Below are 25645 nucleotides of genomic sequence, written 5' to 3'. Positions count from 1 at the left end.
CACACAGATTGATAGGTCTATATTGTTAAAGAGCTTTCCTATTGAGCTTTGCTCAAATCGGACGGCCATTTTAGCGAGTTAAAGTTTAGTGTCAATCACTTTTTTCAAACTTTTTTCAAGCGTTTCCGCTTGGCTAATTGGCTTGCTAACTTGGCTTTCGTTTCTTTCGAAGCGTTGCCGTGTCAGCGAGGTGGCATTATAGAGATTGCGATCACATTGGCAAGCCCTTTTTCTCGTTTTTTTTGATTTTTTTATCGTTCGGATAAATTTGCGTCAAAAGCGGTCAAAAGAGCACGTTATTTCTACAGTTCTTTGAATTTATCTGCGAAAAGAGCCACTTTTTCCCAATTGGTGTATTCCACTTCTTTGGTCGTATCGGTTTCACCACCTGTCATCGACATAATGAACTTAATCATCGTTTTGTCGAACCATCCGTAACGTGGGTAATAAAGAGCACCAGCAAAAACACCAATTAAGGTTGGTTTCCAAGGCGACTTCATTAGGAACTTGCGAATGTAAGCGCTGCCTTCTGGCGTATCCTTTCCTTGGTCTTCTTTACGAGCGGTTAGATTTACGCAGAAAAATGCCACTTTACTTTGTTCAAGCTGATTGAGGTTTCGGCCAATAAACTGGTACAGCTTCTTATTGAGATGGCCATAACGAATAGACGCTCCAATCAATACCCTGTCGTATTGGCTAAAATCAATCGTCCCAACATTATGTAAATCCACCAGCTCGCATTCGAAGTCTGTTAGCTTCTCATCTATATAGTGGAGAATTTTTTTTTGTCTGCCCTTCACGGGAGGAATATAGAAATAATGCTTTTGCCACGATTTCCCCTTAGCTACGCCAAAACGTCGGCGTAAGTAGAATAAGTAAGGTAAAGATTTCCAAACGTCCAAACAGCATAGAAACAATCAATACCCATTTTGCTTTATCGTTCACATCGCCAAAGTGAAGCGCAACTTCACCCAAGCCTGGACCTAAGTTGTTGAGCGTTGCTGCAACCGCAGAGAACGCGCTTAGCTCGTCCATCCCAGTAGCAATCAAGCCCAACATACAAACCACGAACACCAAAGCGTAAGCAGAGAAGAATCCCCAAACCGCATCAACGACTCTTTGCGGTAACGCACTGCCACCCACTTTGATGGTGTATACGGCACGAGGGTGCACCAAACGCTTCAGCTCACGCGCACCTTGTAAGGTCAGTAGCAGAATACGGATCACTTTCATGCCGCCGCCAGTCGAACCAGCACAACCACCTATAAAAGAAGAGAACAACAACAGCACTGGTAAGAATAATGGCCAATCAGCAAAGCCGGTTGTGGTAAAGCCAGCCGTGGTTGAGATGGACACGGTCTGAAAAAGCGCTTGATCGAATGCATCATAGGTTGAGTCGTAAGAATGGTGATTCAACAATAATAAGAAGCACACCAAGAACAAAACAACTTGTATAAAGATGAACGCGCGGAACTCTGGATCTTTCCAATAGTATTTAGGGTGCACGCCGCCAGACGCAAACGCGGCGAAGTGCAAAGAATAGTTACATGCCGAGATTAACAAGAAAACAACGGTAATCATGTTGATGGCATAGCTATCGAAATAGCCCATGCTGGCATCGTGCGTAGAGAAGCCACCGATAGCAATGGTTGAGAAGCTATGGCTAATAGCATCAAATGGCGTCATACCTGCCAACCAAAATGCCACGGCACATGCGATAGTCAAACTCAAGTAGATGTACCACAGTGCTTTTGCCGTCTCAGCAATGCGTGGGGTCATCTTGGTGTCTTTTACTGGTCCTGGTATTTCGGCTCGATACAGCTGCATACCACCGATACCAAGAACAGGAAGAATGGCTACCGCCAACACGATGATACCCATACCACCAAACCATTGCAGGAGCTGGCGATAGAATAAGATTGCTTTTGGCAACTCGTCGAGCCCGACGATCACCGTCGCACCTGTTGTCGTTAAAGCAGAAAAGGACTCAAAAAAAGCATCAGTCACAGATACATTGGGGTTATCTGAGATCAGAAAAGGGATAGAGCCAGCACTGCCAAGTACAGTCCAGAAAAGAACAACAATAAGGAAGCCATCCCGCGCTTTAAGCTCGTGTTTGTGCCTGCGGTTTGGGAACCAACAGATCCCACCGCATACAAGAAGTACGAAGAAAGTCGTGACAAAAGGTACACCCGCACCATCTCGATAGATAAGCGCAACCAGCGCAGGCGCGAGCATTGTGACACTAAAAAGTGCGAGCAATAGCCCGACGATTCGAATAATTGAACGAAATTGCATGGATTGATTGACTAGCGAAGCTGTCCCTGTGGCTTCCTATTTTTCATTATTGTCCGTCTAGTGGGGTGACAATTGCCTTTGCACCACTTTTGTTGATGATAGCTTGGGTAAACGCGCTCACTTCACGTAGCTCAATTTCCACCACTAATACCACCTGATCGCTGTATTCAGCATCCACTTCAACCGCACCAAACTGGGGCATAAGCGACTGTGCGATAGGCATAAACCCATAGTCTAACTCTAGTCTGAGTTTTGTGGTTATTTTTTTCTCAATTGTTTGAAGCAGCTTGAGCGCTTGTTGCACGCCGCCACCATAAGCTTTGACCAAACCACCTGTACCAAGCTTAATGCCGCCAGAATATCGAGTCACTACAGCTGTAATCTCTCCAACTCCGGAGCCAGACAGCTGAGCAAGGATCGGTTTACCTGCCGTCCCTGAAGGTTCCCCATCATCACTAAAGCCCCACTTCATCGAATCTTCTGGTCGACCAGCAACAAATCCCCAGCAGTTGTGTCTTGCATCAGCATGCTTGGTTTTGATCTGCTCAACGAATGCTTTCGCCGCTTCCACACTTGGCGTGTGTGCTAAGTAAGTAATAAAGACACTCTTTTTGATCTCTTCTTCAAATTGAGCAGGCTGAGCAGGAATCAGATAAGGCAGGTCATTCATAGGATTAGGTCACTTTTCTCTTTGTTCAGAGTCTATCACGAGAGGTAATTGTGAGTCGCATAAGATCTGCCTTAGCGCACAATGTTAAACACTTGTTTAAAAAATGTATTGAAATTAACCAATCCGAAGTCCAAACTAACTTCACTGGTCTAACCAGAACAATAAATAAAACGACTTTCCTCTATATCGATTTGCTGCCCTACAGGCGCTCAGCCCGCATCAAATTGGTATACAGACAATCCAAGATTGTATGTCATGGAGATAGACAATGATTTACCAAGCCGAAACCCTACAGGTAAAGGAAGTACAAGATGGTATTGCAGAACTAAGCTTCTGCTCTCCAAAATCCGTTAACAAGCTCGACCTAGCAACACTAGAGTCTCTCGACAAAGCCCTTGATGCACTAAAAGCGCACCAAGGACTGAAGGGCTTGATGCTCACCTCAGATAAAGACGCGTTCATTGTTGGCGCAGATATCACCGAATTCTTAGGTCTTTTTGCCAAGACAGACGCTGAGCTCGATCAGTGGCTGCAATTTGCTAACAGCATCTTCAACAAGCTGGAAGACTTGCCTGTCCCGACTATCTCGGTACTAAAAGGTCACACGTTAGGTGGCGGTTGTGAGTGTGTGCTTGCCACTGACATGCGAATTGGTGACAAGACCACCAGCATCGGTCTACCAGAAACGAAACTGGGTATCATGCCGGGCTTTGGTGGTTGTGTGCGTCTGCCACGTGTTATTGGTGCCGACAGTGCAATGGAAGTGATCACGCAAGGTAAAGCGTGTCGTGCGGATGAAGCGTTAAAGATTGGTCTTCTGGATGCGGTTGTCGATAGCGACGCACTTTACGAGTCAGCACTACAAACACTGACATCAGCAATCAACGAAAAACTAGATTGGCAAGCGCGTCGCAATCAAAAAACATCACCTCTAACGCTAAGTAAGCTTGAATCAATGATGAGCTTTACCATGGCGAAGGGTCTAGTGGCACAAAAGGCTGGCCCTCACTACCCTGCACCAATGACAGCCGTTATTACTATTGAAGAAGGCGCGCGCTTTGCTCGTAACGAAGCACTCGACATTGAGCGTAAGCACTTCGTAAAGCTGGCTAAGTCTGAAGAAGCAAAATCACTGGTTGGCTTGTTCCTTAACGACCAATACATTAAAGGGCTTGCGAAAAAATCAGCTAAGTCAGCGAGTAAAGACACGCAACGTGCGGCTGTGCTTGGTGCGGGCATTATGGGCGGCGGCATCGCCTACCAATCTGCATTAAAAGGCGTACCGGTGTTAATGAAAGACATCGCGCAACCTTCACTCGATTTAGGCATGACTGAAGCCTCTAAACTGCTGAATAAACGCTTATCTCGTGGTCGCATTGATGGCTTTAAGATGGCTGGCATTTTAGCGTCTATCACACCAAGCCTACATTACGCAGGCATCGAAGAATCAGACGTGATTGTTGAAGCCGTAGTAGAAAACCCGAAAGTAAAAGCAGCAGTTTTGAGTGAAGTCGAATCGCATGTCGGTGACGACACCGTTATCACCTCAAATACCTCGACGATTCCTATCAATCTATTAGCGAAATCGCTAAAACGCCCAGAAAACTTCTGTGGCATGCACTTCTTCAACCCAGTGCACCGCATGCCTCTTGTTGAGATCATCCGTGGTGAACATACCTCTGATGAAACCATCAATCGTGTTGTTGCCTACGCAGCGAAAATGGGCAAATCACCAATTGTCGTCAATGACTGCCCAGGGTTCTTTGTAAACCGCGTATTGTTCCCATACTTTGGCGGCTTCAGCATGCTACTTCGTGATGGTGCTGACTTTACGAAAATCGACAAAATCATGGAGCGTAAGTTTGGCTGGCCGATGGGACCTGCATACTTGCTCGATGTCGTTGGTATTGATACTGCTCACCACGCACAAGCCGTTATGGCGCAAGGTTTCCCTGAGCGTATGGGCAAACAAGGTCGTGACGCGATAGATGCGCTGTTCGAAGCAGATAAATACGGCCAGAAAAATGGTAATGGCTTCTACAGCTACACCATTGACAGAAAAGGTAAGCCGAAGAAAACCTTCTCTGAAGAAATCTTGCCGGTACTCGCCGACGTTTGTGCCGATAAGCAGGACTTTGACGAACAAACCATCATTCAACGTATGATGATTCCAATGATCAACGAAGTGGTACTGTGTCTACAAGAAGGCATCATTGCCACTCCACAAGAAGCGGATATGGCACTGGTTTACGGTCTTGGTTTCCCTCCATTCCGCGGCGGCGTATTCCGCTACCTAGATAGCGTAGGTATTGCTGAGTTTGTTGCAATGGCAAAACAATACTCAGAGCTTGGTGCTATGTACCAAGTACCACAGATGCTGATTGATATGGCGGCGAAAGGTGAAAGCTTTTACGGTGCACAACAGCAAGGTTCTATCTAAGGAGGGATTCTAAAATGACTAATCAAACAAGAAATGTTGTCGTAGTCGATTGTCTACGTACTCCAATGGGTCGCTCTAAAGGTGGTGCTTTCCGTCATACGCGAGCAGAAGATCTATCCGCACGCCTAATGAAAGGTATTCTTGCGCGTAACCCACAAGTAAACCCAAGCGAGATTGAAGATATCTACTGGGGCTGTGTACAACAAACACTAGAGCAAGGCTTTAACGTTGCTCGTAATGCAGCGCTGCTTGCTGGCCTACCAATTGAGATTGGCGCCGTGACGGTGAACCGCCTGTGTGGTTCATCCATGCAAGCGCTTCACGACGGTACACGTGCCATCATGACGGGTGACGCTGAAATCTGCCTAATTGGTGGTGTTGAGCACATGGGACACGTACCAATGAACCACGGCGTGGACTTCAACCCTGGCATGTCAAAGACAGTTGCAAAAGCAGCAGGCATGATGGGCTTAACAGCAGAAATGCTTGGTAAGCTGCATGGCATTAGCCGTGAGCAACAAGACGAGTTTGCTGCGCGTTCTCATGCTCGTGCACATGCTGCAACCATAGAGGGTCGTTTTAAAAACGAAATCCTACCAATTGAAGGTCATGCGGCTGACGGCACGCTGTTCACTCTAGATTACGATGAAGTGATTCGCCCTGAAACATCCGTTGAAGGTCTATCTCAACTTCGTCCTGTTTTCGACCCAGCAAACGGCACAGTAACAGCCGGCACATCGTCAGCGTTGTCTGATGGCGCATCAGCAATGCTGATCATGAGCGAAGAGAAAGCCAATGAACTTGGCTTGAAGATTCGTGCACGCATTAAAGGTATGGCCATTGCGGGCTGCGATCCTTCAATCATGGGTTACGGTCCTGTACCTGCGACGCAAAAAGCGCTCAAGCGTGCTGGCCTTTCAATTGAAGACATGGATGTGGTTGAGCTAAACGAAGCATTTGCTGCGCAGTCTCTACCATGTGCTAAAGACTTGGGTCTGCTTGATGTTATGGATGAGAAGGTCAACCTTAACGGTGGTGCGATTGCATTGGGTCACCCACTTGGTTGTTCTGGCTCACGTATCTCGACGACTCTGATTAACCTACTGGAAGCGAAAGACGCGAAATACGGCCTGGCAACCATGTGTATCGGTTTAGGTCAGGGTATTGCGACGGTATTTGAACGACCATAGTTTGTTTGAAAAACGCTAGGTTGTAGTGATCAATCCAACAATCACGAGCAAATGAACCAATACTGAAAATTTTTAGTATTACACTTAAGGGCGGCATCTGATGTCGCCCTTTGTTTTACGCCAAATATTGCTTACATGCACAAAAAGCATACATTGAATGCTCAAGTTTCATTTTATTCATAGACAAAGAAGACATACACTTAGCAGCAGTTGATATCTTGCTGCATGTGACCCAGAGTCACGCTACCGCACAATCGGAGAACCTTATGTTTAATGCTCTAGTTCTAAATCAAGAAGACAAACGTACTATCGCTAGCATCGAGCAAATCGATGAAACACAACTGCCTGAAGGCGACGTTCTGATTGACGTTGATTACTCATCGTTGAACTACAAAGACGGTCTTGCAATTACAGGTAAAGGTAAAATCATCCGTAACTTCCCGATGGTGCCGGGTATTGACCTAGCAGGTACGGTAGTAAGCTCAGAAGACGACCGCTACCAAGCAGGCGACAAAGTTGTTCTTACTGGTTGGGGTGTAGGTGAAAACCATTGGGGTGGTATGTCTCAACGTGCTCGTCTAAAAGCGGATTGGCTAGTACCACTACCAAAAGGTCTAGACAGCAAGAAAGCAATGATGGTGGGTACTGCCGGCTTCACTGGCATGCTATGTGTTCAAGCACTGCTTGATGCAAGCATCAAACCTGAAAACGGCGAAATCCTAGTAACTGGCGCAAGTGGCGGTGTAGGCTCAGTAGCAGTAACGCTTCTAGCACAGCTTGGCTACAAAGTTGCTGCAGTGACAGGTCGCGTAGAGAAAAACGGCCCACTACTAGAAAAACTTGGTGCTAGTCGCATCATCGACCGCGTTGAATTTGAAGAGCCAGCACGTCCGCTTGAAAAGCAAGTATGGGCAGGTGCGGTTGATACAGTGGGCAGCAAAGTACTAGCAAAAGTATTGGCACAAATGGATTACAACAGTGCAGTTGCAGCTTGTGGTCTTGCCGGTGGCTTCGATCTACCGACGACAGTGATGCCGTTCATCCTACGTAACGTTCGTCTACAAGGTGTGGATTCTGTTTCATGCCCATTTGAAAAACGTACTGCAGCGTGGGAAAAATTGGTTGAACTACTACCAGACAGCTACTTCGAACAAGCTTGTACCGAGGTAGAACTAGCAGAAGCACCAAAATACGCTGAAGACATCACAAACGGCCAAGTAACTGGTCGTGTGGTTATCAAACTATAAGCGTTAACCCTTCGATAGAATAAACAAAGCCGGGTCATTGCCCTGTCTCTTGATCACAAGTCTAGTGATCAAGAGACATTGCGAGCTCGTAGCCTTCAAGGATGGTTTGCAGTTTAAACCATCCTTCCCATAGTGCCTTTATTGAAGCTCTGCCCGTCCTCTTGGTATCTTTCCAACCGCCTAATTTAGCAAGATTTCTGTACGCCCAGCTCATATCGGGTACTTCTTTAGGTAATGTCTTGCTTTCTAGTTTCAACCACAGCAGCTTCCAAGCTTTTGTGCCCAAGGCCTTTTCACAACTTTCTGTTGATAGCTCATCAACTTCTTTAATGAAACGTAACGCCAATAAACGAGTCGCAACAAAGGCATAGATGACACTTAACCTCTCTAAGTTACCTTTACTTTGGAGTCTTAGTGACTCCACATCCGTACCTTCACTTTTCCAGACTTTATGGAAGTCTTCAATCAGCCATCGACGCTCGTAATAACCGATAATTCTCATGGCGTCTTCAACGTTGTTTATTGGCTCCGACGTCAAGAGGTGCCATGCTAACTTGTCTTTTGATGCCCCTTGCTCAAGGCAACCAACATAATAAACAGGTATGCCTGCGTGCTCTTTTTTGTTTGCCGGAGCCTTTAATGTCACCTGACCATATTTAACGTCAAGCTTTACATCTCTCGCTTTTCTCCCTCCTTTTTGGGGGATGGTAAGCTCCTTTGTCTCGACACTTGGTAACGCTTGCGCATAGTCGTAAAGCTTTTGAGCGTGTTCTTCTAGACAACGACTTTGCATTGAGCGAACGACAAAGCGCTGCTGATGTTGACGTTTATAAGTTAAGTATTCGAATAGGTCTGCTTCTCGGTCACAGACCGAGATAACATCTAACATCTTATCCCCTAGGCGCTCAACGACACGGCGAGAAGCTTGCTCCCATTTGTAACTCTCTTTCTCCTCGTAAGGACGAGTCGCGTGTTGGTGCTTTTGCCCACGCTTAGTAATATCTCGGCTCCATCGTTGTTGCTCTATAAGACCAACAATGGTCTGACTTTGTGGTGCAAAAAGTAACGTCGAATGTACATGGAGAGCTCGAATTCTGTCGCCTTGATTCGTGTGCCCGAGTTCATCTTTTATACTTCGATGAGGAAAACAGAGCGTTGTTGTATCTTCAAGCGCGAGTAATTCCTCATGCTCGTTAGCTCGAGATACCGTTGATTGAAAACCTGCTTCAGCGATGTCTTTTGCATCGATGTTTTCATTGCGGATAAAGCGATATGCCCCTTCCATATCGGCGGGAGAAAAAGGAAGTTTAGCCACGGAGACTCCTGGTTGATTAGCAATGGAAGTCGCTAAACTGATGAGGCGTTGTGTTCTTCGAGGATCTTTAAGTTGTGCTTGTCCAAATTGTTCTTGCGCCCAAAGTTTAGCGTCTGAGTGTGTCATCTTAGTGTTTCAGTAAGGATTCTTAAGTGATCAGATCGCACACACTTGAAAGAGTTCAAAAAAAGATCCCTAAGCTACAAGCTTAGGGATTTGTGTATAAGAGACAGGGTCATTGCCCGGCTTTTTGCTATTTCGATTATTGGAAAAATCAGTCCAACCCCATATCTTCGATGCGCTTGGCAATAAGACGACTACATTCTTCACGAACCACTGCTCGCAACCACTCTTGAGCGGGAGAGTGCTCGCAACGTGCATGCCAAATCATCGAATATTCAAATGGTGTGAATTGGAATGGTAATGGCTTCACCACCAAGTCATAACGATCAGCAACCAAGTACGCTAAATCGGCAGGTACAGTAATAATAATGGGCAGAGTATCGACAATCGCCAGCGCCGCTTCCAAGTGATAAGCGCGCAATACCATCTGACGTTGCGGCTTCTCCACCAACGCTTGCTCAATCAGCGCCTTAACCCCATCACTGATGGCAATCATGGCATGCGGATGACTGAGGTAATCATCTAGACTCATCTCTTTGTCGGCTAATGGATGTTGCTTGGAGAGCATACATAGCACACCGACTCGTCCTAACACTTCACTGCGTAGTGGCTCCACAGGACCTGTAGGGCGACAAATCGCTAAGTCCGCGCCTTCATATGTTAATTGATCAGACAAGCGGTCGTGTTGCAATGGCAAGAAGTTAAACGACACGTTCGGTGCTTCTTGATAAATACGTGGCAGAGCGAAGGGCAGAATGGTTTGCATCGCGTAGTCAGTCGTGGCGATATTAAACGTCTGATCGCAACTGCGTGGATCAAACTCACGTGGAGAAAGTAATTGGCGTAGTGACTCCAAAGGCTCACCCAAAGAACGATCAATTTCTAACGCTTTTTGAGTTGGGATCAAGTGCTGACCTTGACGCGTAAACAACGGATCACCAAGCAGATCGCGTAAACGCCCTAGCACACGACTCATTGCCGATTGGCTTAAATTGAGACGCGTTGCTGCTTTACTGACACTGCTCTCTTCGATCAACACACGTAATGCGACCAATAAGTTCAGATCTCGACGATAGATGTCTTCTAATTCCACGATTTGCCACTTACCATGTAGGGGATTTAGGTAAATTGTACTCTTCAGGCAAAAAAAATCCCGCCTTTCAGCGGGGAAGCCCAAGAAAAATGGGGATAGTGTCGGAATGAAGTGTCGTTAAACTTGGTGAGCGGTATATCAATAGGTTCCGATTACAGCAAGAAGCGCTAATTTTCTTGCTCAGATGCACCTGACCATTTGTGCATCTCAATCCAAATCCCAATAATCGTTGCACTCATGCCTACAAGAGGCAGCAATGAGGTTTCAGCTGGTGTTCTGAGTACTAATGCGCAGAACGAGATGAAACACAAAACCGAATAGATGGTTAGTCTGTCTAACGCTGTTAACATCGTGTCCCCTTACCAGTTGTTACCAAATTGTTAATTTAAGGTAAATCAAAAAATTCGGTTTGCCAAGTGGTTATTGAATATTTTTTCAACGAAAGTAAAATTCACCGCTCAGTTAGTTACGAGAATCACATTATGAGTTTTAATCCTGAACTGGCGACCAAGACATTAGAGGCGGAAGGATTACGCTGCCCAGAGCCAGTGATGATGGTCAGGAAGACAATTCGAAACATGCAAGATGGTGAGGTGTTGCTGGTTAAAGCGGACGACCCATCCACTACTCGAGATATCCCGAGCTTCTGCCGATTTATGGATCACCAGTTGATTGCGGCACAAACAGAGCAGCTTCCATACCAGTACCTAATTAAGAAAGGTTTGGAATAATCTCAGCAAGATCAAAAACGGCAGCCCAATAGGCTGCCGTTTGTTTATTCATCGTATTCTAGTGTGCGAACTTCAGATTGTAGCTTGTTCAATTGCTTCCGCATTGCACGCATTTCCTCATGCATCGGAATGATATGAGCCACCCGAATCCACGCTTCTACCGTTAAACCAGTAAGAATAAAGGACCCTGCTACAATTGGCAGCCACATATCAGTCAGCACCATTGCTAGTAAGCAAAGCGCCAAACCAAAGGTGAATAAATAACTCTGACTCTTTGGGGTCATCCCCATGTAACGTGTAAGCATACCTTTGCCCTCTCGCTATCATTCACACCATTAAATTACCATGACAAGTATGACACTAATATGTCATCCGTCACGGTCTTGAACGATTTTGAGTCAGAGTTTGAAGTTGTGTATTACTTCACTAGTTATTGATAATTCACACCATTTAACGTGCAACAAATCAGAACAATACCGCTCCAATAGCTAGCGCGATAAACAGGAATGCGGTCACTTTACGAATCAATCCTAAAGGCATCTTATCAGCCGACAACTTACCAATCAGGACCACAGGTACATTCGCCAGCAGCATACCGATCGTAGTGCCAAGAATCACCCAACTCAATGCATCTGCGTATTGCGCACCCAAGATAGAAGTCGCAATCTGAGTCTTGTCGCCAATCTCCGCAACAAAGAAAGCAATAAAGCTGGCAATGAATGGACCACGGTTGGAGATCTGCTCGTCGTCATCCAGTTTATCTGGGATCAACACCCAAGCCGCCATGGCGACAAAACTGACCACCAGCACCCATTTGAGAACTTCAGGCGAAAGATAATCGGCCACTACCACACCTAACCATGCAGCCAAAGCGTGGTTGGCAATGGTTGCCAAAAAGATTGCTGCAATAATAGGGATTGGCTTGCGGTAACGACTGGCAAGTAATAGAGATAGCAATTGGGTCTTATCGCCAATTTCTGCTAACGCTACAGTAGTAATTGAAATAGCTAAAACGCTCACAACATGCTCATTGGGGCGGGATAATTATTTTTAACCTAAGACAAATCTCACGCCCCACCCCGGTTCATGATGATTTGTCTAAGGTCTTGCTAAACTCATCGGGCTGATGAGTCTCGAACGCCATGGTGATTTTGCACCAATTATGTTGACGAACGAACTGGATGAAACAGACATTTCATCGAGTAAGCTACTCCCCAAAGACAGGCGCAATTCTAGCCATGTTTCCTCATCACCTCAAGAGTGAAAGCCAGTGAAAACTCCCTTTTAGGAAAAATTCAGCAGATAAAGCGGTAAAAATCCATTAAAGGAGAAAATTGCCCACGAATTAATCAAGATTAGCTCTACTCCCATGCTCAATATCTGGGTATACTTGATTGTTAATTTATTCAACCGTAATTACTTTGAATCGCTATTGTTGAGGCAAGAAAACCCAACAAAAAAGAGACGAATTCACGAGTAATAAGAGAATCGCGCGAACCTGACTTATGCAAAAATACGATATCAAAACCTTCCAGGGAATGATCCTCGCGCTGCAGGATTATTGGGCTCAAAATGGTTGTACCATTGTTCAACCACTAGATATGGAAGTTGGTGCGGGTACCTCTCACCCAATGACCTGTCTACGAGCACTTGGCCCAGAGCCAATGTCTACAGCTTACGTACAACCTTCACGTCGTCCTACTGATGGCCGTTACGGTGAAAACCCTAACCGTCTTCAGCACTACTACCAATTCCAAGTAGCGCTAAAACCATCGCCAGACAATATCCAAGAGTTGTACCTAGGTTCTCTAGAGGTTCTTGGTGTCGACCCACTTGTTCACGACATCCGTTTCGTAGAAGACAACTGGGAAAACCCAACACTAGGCGCATGGGGTCTAGGCTGGGAAGTTTGGCTAAACGGCATGGAAGTGACTCAGTTTACTTACTTCCAGCAAGTTGGTGGTCTTGAGTGTAAGCCAGTAACTGGTGAGATCACTTACGGTATCGAACGTCTAGCAATGTACATCCAAGAAGTAGACTCTGTTTACGACCTAGTTTGGAACATCGCACCAGACGGCAGCAAAGTGACTTATGGTGACATCTTCCACCAAAACGAAGTAGAGCAATCAACTTACAACTTCGAGCACGCAGACGTTGAATTCCTATTTGGCTTCTTCGAACAGTGCGAGAAAGAGTGTAAAGAGCTGCTTGAGCTTGAAAAGCCACTGCCACTACCTGCTTACGAGCGCATCCTAAAAGCCGGTCACGCATTCAACCTACTAGACGCGCGTAAAGCGATCTCAGTAACTGAACGCCAACGTTACATCCTACGCATCCGCAACCTGACTAAAGCAGTTGCAGAAGCATACTACGCATCGCGTGAAGCTCTAGGCTTCCCAATGTGTAAGAAAGAACAAGCGTAAGGGGTAGAGTAACATGGCAAAAGAATTTCTAATCGAGCTAGGTACAGAAGAGCTACCACCAACGCAACTTCGCACTCTAGCTGAAGCATTCGCAGCAAACTTCGAAGCAGAACTAAAAGGCGCTGAGCTTGCTCACGAAGGCGTGAAATGGTTCGCAGCACCTCGTCGTCTTGCACTTAAAGTGGCAGCACTAGCAGACAGCCAGTCTGACAAAGTTGTTGAGAAGCGTGGCCCTGCGGTTTCTGCAGCGTTTGACGCGGAAGGCAACCCAACAAAAGCGGCTCAAGGCTGGGCACGCGGTTGTGGCATCACGGTTGACCAAGCAGAGCGCATGGTTACAGACAAGGGTGAATGGCTACTGTTCAAACAAGAAGTGAAAGGTCAGCCAACGTCTGAGATCGTAGTTGAACTTGCAGCGAAAGCACTAGCAAACCTACCTATCGCAAAACCAATGCGTTGGGGTAACAAAACGACTCAATTTATCCGTCCAGTTAAGACGCTAACCATGCTAATGGGCAGCGACCTAATCGAAGGCGAGATCCTTGGTGTCGCTTCTGACCGCACTATCCGTGGTCACCGCTTCATGGGTGAGCAAGAGTTCACTATCGATTCTGCTGAACAATACCCTGCGATCTTAGAAGAGCGCGGTAAAGTAATGGCAGATTACGAAGCGCGTAAAGCAATCATCCTAGCTGACGCACAAAAAGCGGCAGCAGCGGTTGGCGGTATCGCTGACCTAGAAGATGACCTAGTAGAAGAAGTAACGTCTCTAGTTGAATGGCCAGTGGTACTAACAGCGAAGTTTGAAGAAGAGTTCCTAAAAGTGCCTTCTGAAGCCTTAGTTTACACCATGAAAGGTGATCAAAAATACTTCCCTGTTTACGACGAAAACAAGAAGCTACTACCTAACTTCATCTTCGTATCGAACATCGAATCAAAAGAGCCTCGTTACGTAATCGAAGGTAACGAGAAAGTAGTTCGCCCTCGTCTTGCTGACGCAGAGTTCTTCTTCAACACAGACCGTAAGCGTCCGCTTATCGACCGTCTGCCTGAACTAGAGCAAGCGATCTTCCAAAAGCAACTGGGTACGATCAAAGACAAAACAGACCGCATCACAGAACTTGCTGGCTACATTGCTGAGCAAATCGGTGCTGACGTTGAGAAATCAAAGCGTGCTGGTCTACTAGCAAAATGTGACCTAATGACCTCAATGGTATTCGAATTCACGGATACTCAAGGTGTTATGGGTATGCACTACGCTCGCCACGACGGTGAAGCAGAAGAAGTTGCAGTAGCACTGAACGAGCAATACATGCCTCGTTTCGCAGGTGATGAACTGCCATCAAACGGCGTTTCAACTGCAGTTGCAATGGCAGACAAGCTAGACACTATCGTAGGTATCTTCGGTATTGGTCAAGCGCCTAAAGGCAGCGACCCATTCGCACTACGCCGCGCATCTCTAGGTGTACTACGTATCATCGTTGAATACGGCTACAACCTAGATCTTGTTGACCTAGTAGCGAAAGCGAAGTCACTGTTTGGCGACCGCCTAACCAACGACAACGTTGAACAAGACGTTATCGAGTTCATGCTTGGTCGTTTCCGTGCTTGGTACCAAGACGAAGGCTTCAGCGTAGACATCATCCAAGCGGTTCTAGCGCGTCGTCCGACGAAACCAGCAGACTTCGACCAACGAGTTAAAGCGGTTTCTCACTTCCGTGAACTAGAAGCAGCAGAGTCTCTAGCAGCAGCGAACAAACGTGTAGGTAACATCCTAGCGAAATTCGACGGCGAACTAGCAGCAGACATCGACCTAGCACTTCTACAAGAAGACGCAGAGAAAGCACTAGCAGAAAGCGTTGAAGTAATGACGGAAGCGCTAGAGCCAGCATTTGCTACAGGTAACTACCAAGAAGCCCTAAGCAAGCTAGCTGACCTACGTGAACCAGTTGATGCATTCTTTGATAACGTAATGGTAATGGCAGACGACGAAGCACTTAAGAAGAACCGTCTGACACTACTGAACAACCTGCGTAACCTGTTCCTACAGATCGCGGACATTTCTTTGCTTCAAAAGTAATTCATTACTCTTAGAAGTAATTAAGAAATAAGTAAAAGGGAAGCAGATGCTTCCCTTTTTTGTTGCCTTCAAACCGATGAAGGTGACGCTTATTATTCATTTTGTGAACAAGACTAAAATTTGTAGGGTGAGACGCGTTTAACTTGTTGGTGTAGAGCTCGATTGTAGAGGCACAGTTTTGCTATAACTGGACTGTTTATTCGGGGGAAGGACACAATGAAAAAAACAATTCTCGCACTCTCTATCGGTCTACTGAGCGCCTGCAGCCAGATTCCAGAAAATGCCATCGTATTAAGCGTTGGTGATGACACCGCTGTTTTTGAGGAAAACTCACAAGGCTTACTTGTCGCCGAGCAAAGACTCGAAAAAGGCAGTTATACCTTTACCATTGCTGACAGCAAGCAAACTTGTGGCAGTAGCTTTGCTCTAACAGAAGAAGATCGCATCAAGTTCAATCGTCCATTAAAAATGGATAACTGCGCCACTGATGCACAAATGCCGCTGCGCATCTTCAAAGCCAATACCTATCAATTTACGCTCAATCCAACCACCAACGAGCTGACGGTAAAAATCAAACCAAAACAGACTCAGGACATCACCTACTCTTGCCCTGTCGCAACTGACGCGCCAAAAACCATCAACGTTGCTCAAACCTTTAATGATGGCACTGTCGTTCGTGATGCCTTAACCGGACAAGAAGCCACAGTCGCCAATGGCACCGTCACCATGCAACCGGGTCCTATGAGCCAAGGTCTATTGCTGCTAGAAGAAGTTGAACAGCAAGCCGATAAACCTTTCAGCTGGGATAACGCGACGGTGTACTTCGTCATGACCGACCGCTTCTACAATGGCAACCCAGACAACGACAACAGCTACGGTCGCAGCAAAGATGGAAAATACGAGATTGGCACCTTCCACGGTGGTGACTTAGCGGGTCTAACGAAAAAACTCGATTACATCGAATCACTTGGTGTGAATGCTATCTGGATAACCTCGCCACTGGAACAAATCCACGGCTGGGTTGGCGGCGGCGATAAAGGCGACTTTAAGCACTACGGCTATCACGGCTACTACCACCAAGATTGGACCAAGCTTGATGCCAACATGGGTACCGAAGATGAACTCAGAACCTTCGTCGATACCGCCCACAAGAAAGGCATCCGCGTAATTTGGGATGTCGTCATGAACCACACAGGTTATGCGACATTAGCAGACATGCAGGAATTCGGATTTGGTCAGCTTTACCTTGATGCCCAAGAAGCCAAAGAAGTCCTCGGTGAAAAATGGACCGACTGGCAGCCAAAATCAGGGCAAAGCTGGCATAGCTTCAACGACTACATCAAATACGGTGATAGCGAAGCGTGGGATAAATGGTGGGGCAAAGATTGGATCCGCACCGACATTGGTGACTACGATGCTCCGGGCTACAACGACATCACCATGTCTTTGAACTACCTACCGGATCTCAAAACCGAATCGACTCAGAAAACCGGATTACCAAACTTCTTCCGCAATAAAAACACCAATGCGCAAGATGAGCTACAAACCCCACGTGAGCATCTGATTACCTGGTTATCCGATTGGGTGCGCGACTATGGCATTGATGGCTTCCGTGTCGACACCGCTAAACACGTTGAAATGGAAGCGTGGGCAGAGTTGAAAGCCAGCACCACTCAGGCGCTTGCTCAGTGGAAGCAAAACAACCCGGACAAAGCCTTGGATGACCTACCTTTCTGGATGACAGGTGAAGTGTGGGCACACAGCGTAGTGAAGAGCCCGTATTTCGATAACGGCTTCGATTCCATCATCAACTTCGAGTTCCAATCTGATGTAGCACCAAAAGCGCTGAAGTGTTTCGCTCAACTTGATAATGATTACCGCCGCTATGCAGAGCGCATCAATACCGATCCTGAGTTCAACGTGTTGAGCTACTTGTCTTCACACGATACACAACTGTTTTGGTCAGCGCGCAGCCGCAGCTTTGATGACCAAGCACGTGCAGCAAATGCTCTGATGCTGGCTCCCGGTGCAGTACAGATCTATTACGGTGATGAGATAGCTCGTGATTTTGGCATTACTGGTTCAGACGCCCACCAAGGCACACGCTCAGATATGCCATGGGATAAGATTCATGGCGAGCGAGAAGATCTACTGCAACATTGGCAAAAGTTGGGCGAATTCCGTAAACGCCACCCAGCGGTTGCTCAAGGTAAGCACATCACTCGTAACCAAGAAGGTTACTACGCATTTGAACGCCAATACCAAGACGACAAGGTGCTGATTGTTTACACCGGTGAGTAACTTGCTCAGCAACAAGAATGTGGTGAATTAACAAGGTTTAAAGGGAGGCATGGCTTCCCTTTTTTTTGTTGAATGCTAAGGTTAATCCAATTATGAAATCCATTGATTAGGTTGTTCATGTTAGTCGTACTGGTCGAAGACAACGAAATTCTCAATCACCATTAGCTTCGCAGCTCAAAGATCGTGGCAATACGGTGTATGCCGATAAAACCGCATCCGCTTGCCTGCAAACCATTCAAAAACACCCCAATGCGGATGCCATGATCATTGACCTTGGCTTACCTGATTTTGATGGTATCACCTTAATAAAGCAGATCCGCCGCAAAGAGATTAATGTACCAATCCTAATATTGACCGCTCGTGGCGATTGGCAAGATAAAGTAGAAGGGCTGAACTCTGGTGCTGATGACTACCTCACCAAGCCGTTTCAGTTTGAAGAGTTAATGGCTCGCTTAGAAGCGCTTGTCCGTCGTTATCAAGGCTTCTCCACCAGTACCATCAGGGCAGGTGAAGTAGCATTAGATACTCAAGCGAAAAGCATAAGCTATGCAGACAACGTACTGGATCTCACCGCGTTGGAATATCAAATCTTTGAGTATCTTATCCGTCACCGCCAGAAAGTTATCTCCAAAGAACAGATTGCTGACTCACTCTACGATGCCGGAGAGAGCGTACAACTGAACAATATCGAAGTGATCATCTCACGTTTACGCAAAAAGCTTGCTGTGCATACTGACAACAAAATAATTAGTACTATTCGTGGCCAAGGCTATCGCTTTGAGCTAGAGGCAAAGTAGCCAATGAGAAGGTTGTATCGAACTCGCTTTCGTCGAAACATTTTTGCTGGTGCCATTTTGCTGGTTCTAAGCTCATTATTAGTATCGAGTTGGTTCTACTACAATTACAAAAAGCATCAATTGATCGAGCGATACTCCGCTGAAATCCTATTTGATGTACCTCCCACCATAAATAAGATCGTTTCTTCGAACATTTTCCCCCCACTTTCTGAGTGGGAGCGAGTTTACACTGAGCGCAAAACCACAACGCAAGTCATCATGTGTGATGAAAACAACCAGCAACTGTGGACATCGATTAATATTGAGAAGCGCAATAAACACCTCAAATCCATGGGGATTACTCCACCCAAAATCGATAACTTCTGCGAGGATATGAACTATCCAATAAACTCGATTCAGCTCGTTGAGAAACCCAGTGGTGCAGCCTTCGTTGTGCACACGATTAAACTTCACAAAACTGAGTACAATCCAAATGGTCGGCTTATTTTCACCAAACGGGTAGAGGATGAAGTCGCCCCACTCAAACAATTAAAGTATCACGTCATTTTCGGACTTTTTGGTGCTTTCATCATACTGACTGGGCTCATTATTCTTATCTACAAAGCCAGCTTTGCTCCAATATCTCGTCTAGAGAAGGAGCTTGAAAGCATCAAGCATGGCAAACAAGAAAGACTCGAACGAGATTACCCTGAAGATCTGACTTCAATTACGCAGGCCCTCAATGAACTGATGTTCCAGCAAAAAGAAAACGAACAGCGCTATCGCCGAGCATTAAACGATCTCGCACATAGTTTGAAAACACGAGTCGCAGTATCGCAAGCCTTATTAGACGATATTGAAGAAGGTAAAATTCACGACATCAACCAACAGTTATTAGAGATGGATGATGTGATTCAAGGCCAACTTAAGCGTGCATCATTGGGCGTGAAAGGGATTGTAGAGAATGCCACTCCAATCAAACCTATCCTCAATAGCTTGCTGCTGATGTTTGATAAAGTCCACATGGATAAAGGTATTCGCGTCGAACAGTTTATCAATAATGATCAGACTCTGCCGATGAGTAAAGCGGACGTGATGGAAGTATTTGGTAACGTATTGGAGAATGCGTATCGCTATGCTAAAAAGCGGATCGATGTGTTCATCAACAACACCGAGGAAGGGATTATCATTACCTTTAACAACGACGGCCCTGCCGTGGATGAGTCGATAAGCGAGACTTTATTTAAACGCGGTGTGCGTGCTGATGAGCAAAATCCGGGAACAGGATTGGGTTTGGCGTTGTGTGATGAGATTGTACACAGTTACAAAGGCGCTATTTGGTTTGAAACACCAAGCGACCCATCCATGGGTGCGAGCTTAAAGATACTGTTACCTTACCGTTAGCCTTGCGTTGGTACGTTAATATCAACACGGCGATTTAACTCGCGCCCATGAGTATTTGCATTACTACTCACTGGGTGCGTTTCGCCATCAGAGCGCGAAGAAGACGCTACTTCATCATGCCCTTCAAGATATTGAGCCACAGAGTTCGCACGCTTTAGACCAAGCGTTAGGTTATATCCATTACTGCCCTTAGCATCCGTATTCCCAACCACCAGTAATGAAGATTGAGGTCTCTGCTTCAGTTGCTGATTCAACTGAGTGAGAATGAACTTCGATTGAGTGTTTAAGCTCGCTTCATCAAACTCAAACAGCACTCGGGCAGCAAGTTCGCCCTGCTGATTCTCAGTTAGTTGTGCACGGCTCAATAGGTAGGTTGCACAGGATTTATCGATGCCAGTTTGTTCCAACTGAGACAGTAATATAGGTTCAAGAGCACTCTGTTCACCATTAACGGTAATCTGCATAAACGGACCTTGATGGTATTTCACTTCCGTTTGATGCCCGAGAGACATCGATTCTTGATACTGATTCTGCCCTTGCTGGCAATAGTAATACAGCGCTTGATTAGTGTTATCTTGTGCGAATGATGGCATAGATAAGCTCACGGCTAATGCCAGAATTAACTTGTTCATTGTATTGCTCTCTACAAGGTTAGGTGACCGACTTCTTCGGTGATCAGTGATAAGATTTGATTCAATATGTCATCGGTATTTTCTGCTTTGTAGACGTTGTCCGCCCCAACACAATTACGTAAGCCCACATTGGCATTCAATTCATAATCAAAACCAATCACCGACATACTGGCACTCATCTGTTCGCCCTCTGGTGTTTTCATGCCTTGGCTCACGCCATTAATGACCTCTATCGAATCACTGGCTCCATCTGCCGTCACTTTTCCACCATTAATCATATTGAGGATGTTCGAACACATACCGCGATCAACGAGTTCTTCGGTTTGCCCAGCATAGTGATTAAAATCTTCACCATCGGACAAAATAATGATCAACTGCTTGGGGTTCTTTGCTAGTTGAGTGACGATTTGCCCTGCTCGAATAATGCCTTGCAGCGAGGCCGTACCACCGGAGGCTTTAAAGCTATTCACCTGACGAGTAAAGCTATTAAAGTCCGTGGTATAGAAAATGTCATAGAACTCCGCTAAATCATCTTCATTTGGGATGCGCTTCGCTGCTCCCTTAACCACAAATTGGTTATTAATGGTCTTTTGCGGATAAAACGTATCGTCTTTGTCCCAACCATCCGCGTCATACTTAGTGATACGCTGATCGCGAATAATCAGCTTGTTGTTATTACCTGTATTGATAGTGCGGCGGTTGAATCCCGTGATAGCAACTCGATGTGGGTGCTCAACGTTTAATACATTGTATTGCTCTAATTCATCGGTTACTTTTTCGATGATGTCTTTGAGATCTTCGATTTTGGTTTTCTTACCACCGCTCCAGTTTTCATTCATCGAACCAGAAAAGTCGACGATAAAGGTAATGTCGACAGGCTGACCTTGATAACGTCGTGCTTTAGAGCTTCCAGTAACATCGAAAGTTTCTCCAAAACCAACCATCACCCCCTGACCAGGAAACCAAGATTTATGGCGAGTTTCCCCCGCGACACGATACTCAAAGTAACGCGCTTGCCCCTTTGATAGCCCAGCCTGGCAATCTGGCATCTCATCACAGGACAAACGCTGCACTTTTAAATTTTCAATTCCATCAACGTCATACACATAATGCTCAATATAGTTCTGTGCCAACGTGTGATTTTCGGAATCTTCCGCAGAAACCGCCAGCACCGCCGCTTCTGCTGCTTCTTCTAAGCGGGCTTTGGTCTGCAATGCTCTCGCCCCATCGGAGCCCAGCATGAAAACACCAAACAGGATAGGTATAATCATGGCGAATAACATACCGACATGACCGCTTTGCTTTTTCAAACTAGAGTACTTTTGAATACTATGTGGCATGTTACCTCCCGATCACGACAGCATCAGATTCAACCCGCGTGAACTCAACACCCAGCAAACTGCCAATCCAGTTGTCGGTTTCATAGCAAACAGAAACACGATACAGCGGCATTTGGCGACCTCGATTACTCACCACAGATAAGGAGCCCAACGAACTGATGTGCTCCCCCACTTGGCAATCTATCGCACCACGTTTTTCGATGATCACTGGATTGGGTTTATCCACTGCGGCAAAGCTTAACTCTTCAACTTGTAAGCCATACTGACTGACTTGAAAGTTACCAAACGTGCGTTCCAATGAGTGGCGAGTGATGGTATCGACATCATCGGCTTCTTCTTTTGAAAGCTCATAATCCGCACCATAAAGTTGAGTGCGCTCTTTCACCACATTAACTAGCGAATAGGTCAATCGGTCCAACTTCCCTTTTACCGACAGCTTAATAATCACATCACCACTGAAGGCCAATAATAAGCTGAAGAAAATACCGACAATGGCAAACTCAATACTGAAGGTGCCACGTTGTTTCTGTCGCCCTTGGCGATAATTAGATACCAAATTGAGATCGCTCATATTCTTGTACCACCACCATCTCTCGGCTCATGGTGCCTTGTAAGCCAAGGAAGTAGCTGAAGATAGGTTGGAAGTTGTAATCGATGTGGTACACAGCGAGCGCCGCATTCTCCGCATCACCACACTCTTTACTGGCTTGCTCCGGAGCTAACTCGCACTGCTCGGTGTAGGCCGTGAGTGATTCGATGTTGTCGAGGTATTGGATAGAAACACGAAAACGCTCAACATCTACCGCGGTATTCCAAATGCTGCCTTCTCGATTCAACACCGCTTGAACCGTTTGCATGTAATCGTCATTGCGCTTTTTAGCGATGCGTGAGATTTCAGAAATCGCGAGATCATTAACGGCTGAAATGTAAGACATATAGCTCATTTCAACCCACGCCATGCACATTAACCAAAAAGCGAAGAACCCTATCGCAAACTCAATACTGGCAACGCCACGTTGCTTAGCTTTCACGATTAGCTCCGGATAACACTTGTACTTTCTGTTGTGCTTTTAATGGGTCATAACTGCGTAGAGCACGGTAAATACTGTCTATTTGATGGTTGCTGTACTTCTCACTCAGTAGTTGTTTTACAAACTCATACTGGCCTTCCTTTGCCATGCTCAGTGTCAGGTTTGCCATCACTTGTTCATCTGCCTGACCATTTTTATACAGTGGCAGTAAGCGCTGAATCGCTTGTTTGTACTGACCCTCAGCAATATCAAGTACCGCAAGATTGTTGTTGACCGTTACCCCATCAAAGAAGTGTTCGCGTGAACGCTCAAAATAGCGACGAGCCAAGTCATATTGGTAGTTATAGCCGTAATAAGTTCCCAGTAAATTTTCTGCTTCCGCATTGCTCTGTTCGATTTCCAATGCCGCTTTTGCACTGCTGATCGCCGCAGGGTATTGCGCCAACTCACCATAAGCCTGCGCCTGGATTAGCAAGGTATCGACACTCACTGTTGACTGTTCGGTTAGAGGCTTGATGTAGAACAACGCAGATTCGGCATCACCTAACATCAAATAACTCTGTGCCAGTTTCTCACGCACTTGCGCATCATCGCTTTGTTGAAGTTGTTGTTTATACAAAGCCACCAATTGAGTGTGGTTGTTAGTTTTCTGGTAAATGGCTTCTTTGGAGTCTTGCTGTTGCCACGCTTGCTGGGTAGAACTGCACGCTGCGAGCATTGCTGGTAACAAACAAATCAGAATTTTTTTAAACATGGGACATCATCCTCATCACCCCAGGAGCGGTGATAACAAAAACAAGTGGAATCAAGATGAAAACAATCAACGGAATCGACATCTTGGCCGCCAACTTCCCTATTTGCTCTTCAAGCTCCAACATCTGCACTTCACGAATATCGCCGGACAATGTCGTCAACATGGTGTAGATGGATGAGCCGTGCTGCATGCTTTGAGTTAGCGTCAGCATAAAACTGCGCATCTCAGACGATGGCACTTGCTGATACAACTCTTGTAGCGCACGCTCCATGCCCACAATTCGGGCACGCTGATTGGTGTTATCCAATAACTTGCCCAACTCAGGGTTAAAACTTTGAATCTCTATCGCCAAGTATTTCAACGACGCTTCAATTGACATGCCGGTCTGAACACATATCGCCATGAGATCGATTAAATACGGCAAACTGCGACTGATACGTCGTTGACGGTTGACCTTACGCATCTCCAACCACATATCTGGCAATAAGATGGCTGCTATAGCCCAAGAGGCAGCAAGAGCAATCCAATAGTTAGTTGCGATATCTAACGTGAAGACCAACACGGCAATCAGCAATTCACCAAGCAGCAAGGCCGAATACTTCAATGGTGCAAACCAAGCGGCGACACTGGGGTTATCAATCCCAGCTAGGTGTAAGCGCTGTGACAAACTCGCATCTCGTTTCTCTACTAAGTTCGATAACGGAGACAGTATCGACTCTAGTCGAGACTCTTCTTGTTGATCACCTTTGTGTTGGCGAACGATTCTTGCCACTCGGCGTTGATAGCCGAAGTGGTTTAGCACCCAGTAGACGAGCAGAAGTACGCCGAAACTGACACCAACGAGAGAGAAAAACAGCCAAAACGTCGCTTGTGTCATCATTACTTCACTCTCTTCATTAGTGCCCAAATGATCGCCATACCAATCGCTTCGCTAATTACTAAGTAATAAAGCAGCGGACGACCTTCGGGGTTAAACATCACGAACTCGAAGTTCTCAGGACTTAAAAACTGCAAAAAACAGAAAGAAAAACGGCGTCGCCGAAACGATTTTTGCTGAAATACGAGCCTCTGACGTCAACGCAAATTTCTTTCTCTCCACCGCTCGAGCTTCAAACATCTGACGATTCAAACGCGTCATGATTTCTTTCAACTGACCACCGCGCTGCATATTGGCGCGCAACGTGATAACAAAGAAATGGAAATTTGGGTTTGGGAAGCGTAGGCAAGCTTTACGAAACACGTCATCAATCGACTCACCCATCTTTAAACGCTCACCCATCAACTTGAATTCACGTCCCACTTCACCCTCGAGATTGTCACCCACGTACATGATGCCGCGGCCAATGCTCTCTCCCGCACTGATGGCGCTTGCCAGCATATTCAATGCATCCGGAAAGGTTTCATCAAACTGCTTTTGCTCACGCTTCTGTAGCCATTGATAACCAAACCACCAGCCAAATAGCACCGCAAAGGGCAATAACTCATAAACCGCAAAGCGAGTGAATGTGCTATTCACTACTAGAGCCAGCACCATGACCAACATGGTGTAGAGCGTTATTTTAAGCAGAGCTAAACGGCCCAGTTGGCGCTTTAAATTATCCCAACGCGTTTTTAAGCCTTGGCGTAAGCTTCTGTCTGACAAACTGGCAAAGTTCACCGCTTGACGAGTCAAGTTTGTTTCTACACGGTTACGCTGTTGGTATTGAGTTAGGTAACTATCAAGACGTTTATTTTTTTCGCCCATTAAGGCGACAATAATCAGCGCAACACCACCGATTAAAATGAACCAATACATGG

Annotated in this window: 21 protein-coding genes and 3 pseudogenes; 9 read left to right on the top strand and 15 right to left on the bottom strand. The window is 46.1% G+C overall.

The window, feature by feature from the left end:
- Positions 1–302: 302 nt before the first annotated feature.
- The 3 genes and pseudogenes from hemG to KJB05_RS00220 all read right to left on the bottom strand — a co-directional run bounded on the left by hemG (position 303) and on the right by KJB05_RS00220 (position 2968).
- Positions 303–831: pseudogene (gene hemG, locus KJB05_RS00230) on the bottom strand (menaquinone-dependent protoporphyrinogen IX dehydrogenase).
- A gap of 9 nt (positions 832–840) precedes the next feature.
- Positions 841–2298 (bottom strand): TrkH family potassium uptake protein, encoded by a 1458-nt coding sequence (locus KJB05_RS00225; RefSeq protein ID WP_005440865.1) that lies wholly within the window; start codon positions 2296–2298, stop codon positions 841–843.
- Between the two features lie 46 nt (positions 2299–2344).
- Positions 2345–2968, bottom strand: coding sequence for a YigZ family protein (locus KJB05_RS00220; protein ID WP_005440863.1), 624 nt, complete (start codon positions 2966–2968; stop codon positions 2345–2347).
- 268 nt (positions 2969–3236) lie between these two features.
- Between KJB05_RS00220 and fadB the strand changes: the two genes are divergently transcribed.
- The 3 genes from fadB to KJB05_RS00205 all read left to right on the top strand — a co-directional run bounded on the left by fadB (position 3237) and on the right by KJB05_RS00205 (position 7845).
- A complete protein-coding gene (gene fadB / locus KJB05_RS00215) occupies positions 3237–5408 on the top strand; it encodes a fatty acid oxidation complex subunit alpha FadB (RefSeq protein WP_208446422.1) in 2172 nt (723 codons plus the stop codon).
- A gap of 14 nt (positions 5409–5422) precedes the next feature.
- Entirely contained in the window at positions 5423–6598 is a 1176-nt protein-coding gene (fadA, locus tag KJB05_RS00210) for an acetyl-CoA C-acyltransferase FadA (protein WP_208446421.1), read from the top strand.
- 266 nt (positions 6599–6864) lie between these two features.
- A complete protein-coding gene (locus tag KJB05_RS00205; RefSeq protein WP_208446420.1) occupies positions 6865–7845 on the top strand; it encodes an MDR family oxidoreductase in 981 nt (326 codons plus the stop codon).
- Between the two features lie 61 nt (positions 7846–7906).
- On the opposite strand, the gene KJB05_RS00200 is transcribed toward KJB05_RS00205, so the two are convergent.
- From KJB05_RS00200 to KJB05_RS00190, 3 genes are all read right to left on the bottom strand, one after another.
- Entirely contained in the window at positions 7907–9286 is a 1380-nt protein-coding gene (locus KJB05_RS00200; RefSeq protein WP_213053078.1) for an IS4 family transposase, read from the bottom strand.
- Positions 9287–9434: 148 nt separating this feature from the next.
- Positions 9435–10376, bottom strand: coding sequence for a LysR family transcriptional regulator (locus tag KJB05_RS00195; protein WP_009708063.1), 942 nt, complete (start codon positions 10374–10376; stop codon positions 9435–9437).
- A gap of 167 nt (positions 10377–10543) precedes the next feature.
- Positions 10544–10726 (bottom strand): hypothetical protein, encoded by a 183-nt coding sequence (locus KJB05_RS00190; protein WP_009708062.1) that lies wholly within the window; start codon positions 10724–10726, stop codon positions 10544–10546.
- A 132-nt stretch (positions 10727–10858) separates the two neighbouring features.
- Here KJB05_RS00190 and tusA point away from each other — a divergent pair, with 132 nt between their 5' ends.
- On the top strand, positions 10859–11107 hold the full coding sequence (gene tusA / locus KJB05_RS00185) for a sulfurtransferase TusA (RefSeq protein ID WP_005426051.1): 249 nt from the start codon (positions 10859–10861) through the stop codon (positions 11105–11107).
- Positions 11108–11151: 44 nt separating this feature from the next.
- Here tusA and KJB05_RS00180 read toward each other — a convergent pair whose 3' ends face one another.
- A complete protein-coding gene (locus KJB05_RS00180) occupies positions 11152–11412 on the bottom strand; it encodes a hypothetical protein (RefSeq protein ID WP_009708061.1) in 261 nt (86 codons plus the stop codon).
- 160 nt (positions 11413–11572) lie between these two features.
- Positions 11573–12127, bottom strand: a complete 555-nt coding sequence (locus tag KJB05_RS00175; protein WP_045398802.1) for a TMEM165/GDT1 family protein — start codon at positions 12125–12127, stop codon at positions 11573–11575.
- Between the two features lie 485 nt (positions 12128–12612).
- Between KJB05_RS00175 and glyQ the strand changes: the two genes are divergently transcribed.
- The 5 genes and pseudogenes from glyQ (at position 12613) to KJB05_RS00150 (ending at position 20091) form a co-directional block, all read left to right on the top strand.
- A complete protein-coding gene (gene glyQ / locus KJB05_RS00170; protein ID WP_005440855.1) occupies positions 12613–13530 on the top strand; it encodes a glycine--tRNA ligase subunit alpha in 918 nt (305 codons plus the stop codon).
- A gap of 13 nt (positions 13531–13543) precedes the next feature.
- Entirely contained in the window at positions 13544–15610 is a 2067-nt protein-coding gene (gene glyS / locus KJB05_RS00165; RefSeq protein ID WP_005378875.1) for a glycine--tRNA ligase subunit beta, read from the top strand.
- Positions 15611–15826: 216 nt separating this feature from the next.
- Entirely contained in the window at positions 15827–17911 is a 2085-nt protein-coding gene (locus KJB05_RS00160; protein WP_208444997.1) for an alpha-amylase, read from the top strand.
- A 117-nt stretch (positions 17912–18028) separates the two neighbouring features.
- A pseudogene (locus KJB05_RS00155) lies at positions 18029–18708 on the top strand (response regulator transcription factor).
- A gap of 3 nt (positions 18709–18711) precedes the next feature.
- Positions 18712–20091, top strand: coding sequence for an ATP-binding protein (locus KJB05_RS00150; RefSeq protein ID WP_208444996.1), 1380 nt, complete (start codon positions 18712–18714; stop codon positions 20089–20091).
- On the opposite strand, the gene KJB05_RS00145 is transcribed toward KJB05_RS00150, so the two are convergent.
- The 7 genes and pseudogenes from KJB05_RS00145 to KJB05_RS00115 form a co-directional block, all read right to left on the bottom strand.
- Positions 20088–20723 (bottom strand): OmpA family protein, encoded by a 636-nt coding sequence (locus KJB05_RS00145; RefSeq protein ID WP_208444995.1) that lies wholly within the window; start codon positions 20721–20723, stop codon positions 20088–20090. The genes KJB05_RS00150 and KJB05_RS00145 overlap by 4 nt on opposite strands.
- An 11-nt stretch (positions 20724–20734) precedes the next feature.
- Positions 20735–22063 carry a pilus assembly protein TadG-related protein gene (locus KJB05_RS00140; protein ID WP_208444994.1) on the bottom strand — a complete coding sequence of 443 codons (1329 nt, stop codon included), beginning with the start codon at positions 22061–22063 and terminating at the stop codon, positions 20735–20737.
- Position 22064: 1 nt separating this feature from the next.
- The gene (gene tadF / locus KJB05_RS00135) at positions 22065–22634 is read right to left on the bottom strand and encodes a tight adherence pilus pseudopilin TadF (protein WP_045380178.1); all 570 of its coding nucleotides are present in this window, start codon (positions 22632–22634) and stop codon (positions 22065–22067) included.
- The gene (locus KJB05_RS00130) at positions 22609–23094 is read right to left on the bottom strand and encodes a pilus assembly protein (protein WP_208444993.1); all 486 of its coding nucleotides are present in this window, start codon (positions 23092–23094) and stop codon (positions 22609–22611) included. Before KJB05_RS00130 ends, tadF begins: the two co-directional genes overlap by 26 nt.
- Positions 23084–23848 carry a secretion protein gene (locus KJB05_RS00125; RefSeq protein ID WP_208444992.1) on the bottom strand — a complete coding sequence of 255 codons (765 nt, stop codon included), beginning with the start codon at positions 23846–23848 and terminating at the stop codon, positions 23084–23086. The genes KJB05_RS00130 and KJB05_RS00125 overlap by 11 nt, the downstream gene beginning before the upstream one ends.
- A complete protein-coding gene (locus tag KJB05_RS00120; RefSeq protein ID WP_208444991.1) occupies positions 23841–24728 on the bottom strand; it encodes a type II secretion system F family protein in 888 nt (295 codons plus the stop codon). The genes KJB05_RS00125 and KJB05_RS00120 overlap by 8 nt, the downstream gene beginning before the upstream one ends.
- Positions 24728–25643: pseudogene (locus KJB05_RS00115) on the bottom strand (type II secretion system F family protein). Before KJB05_RS00115 ends, KJB05_RS00120 begins: the two are co-directional and overlap by 1 nt.
- Between the last annotated feature and the right edge of the window lie 2 nt (positions 25644–25645).

The sequence above is a fragment of the Vibrio sp. B1ASS3 genome (assembly GCF_905175355.1).
GTDB lineage: Bacteria > Pseudomonadota > Gammaproteobacteria > Enterobacterales > Vibrionaceae > Vibrio > Vibrio owensii.
Note: the sequence above shows the minus strand (reverse complement) of the source record. Positions and strands in the feature narration are given on the sequence as shown.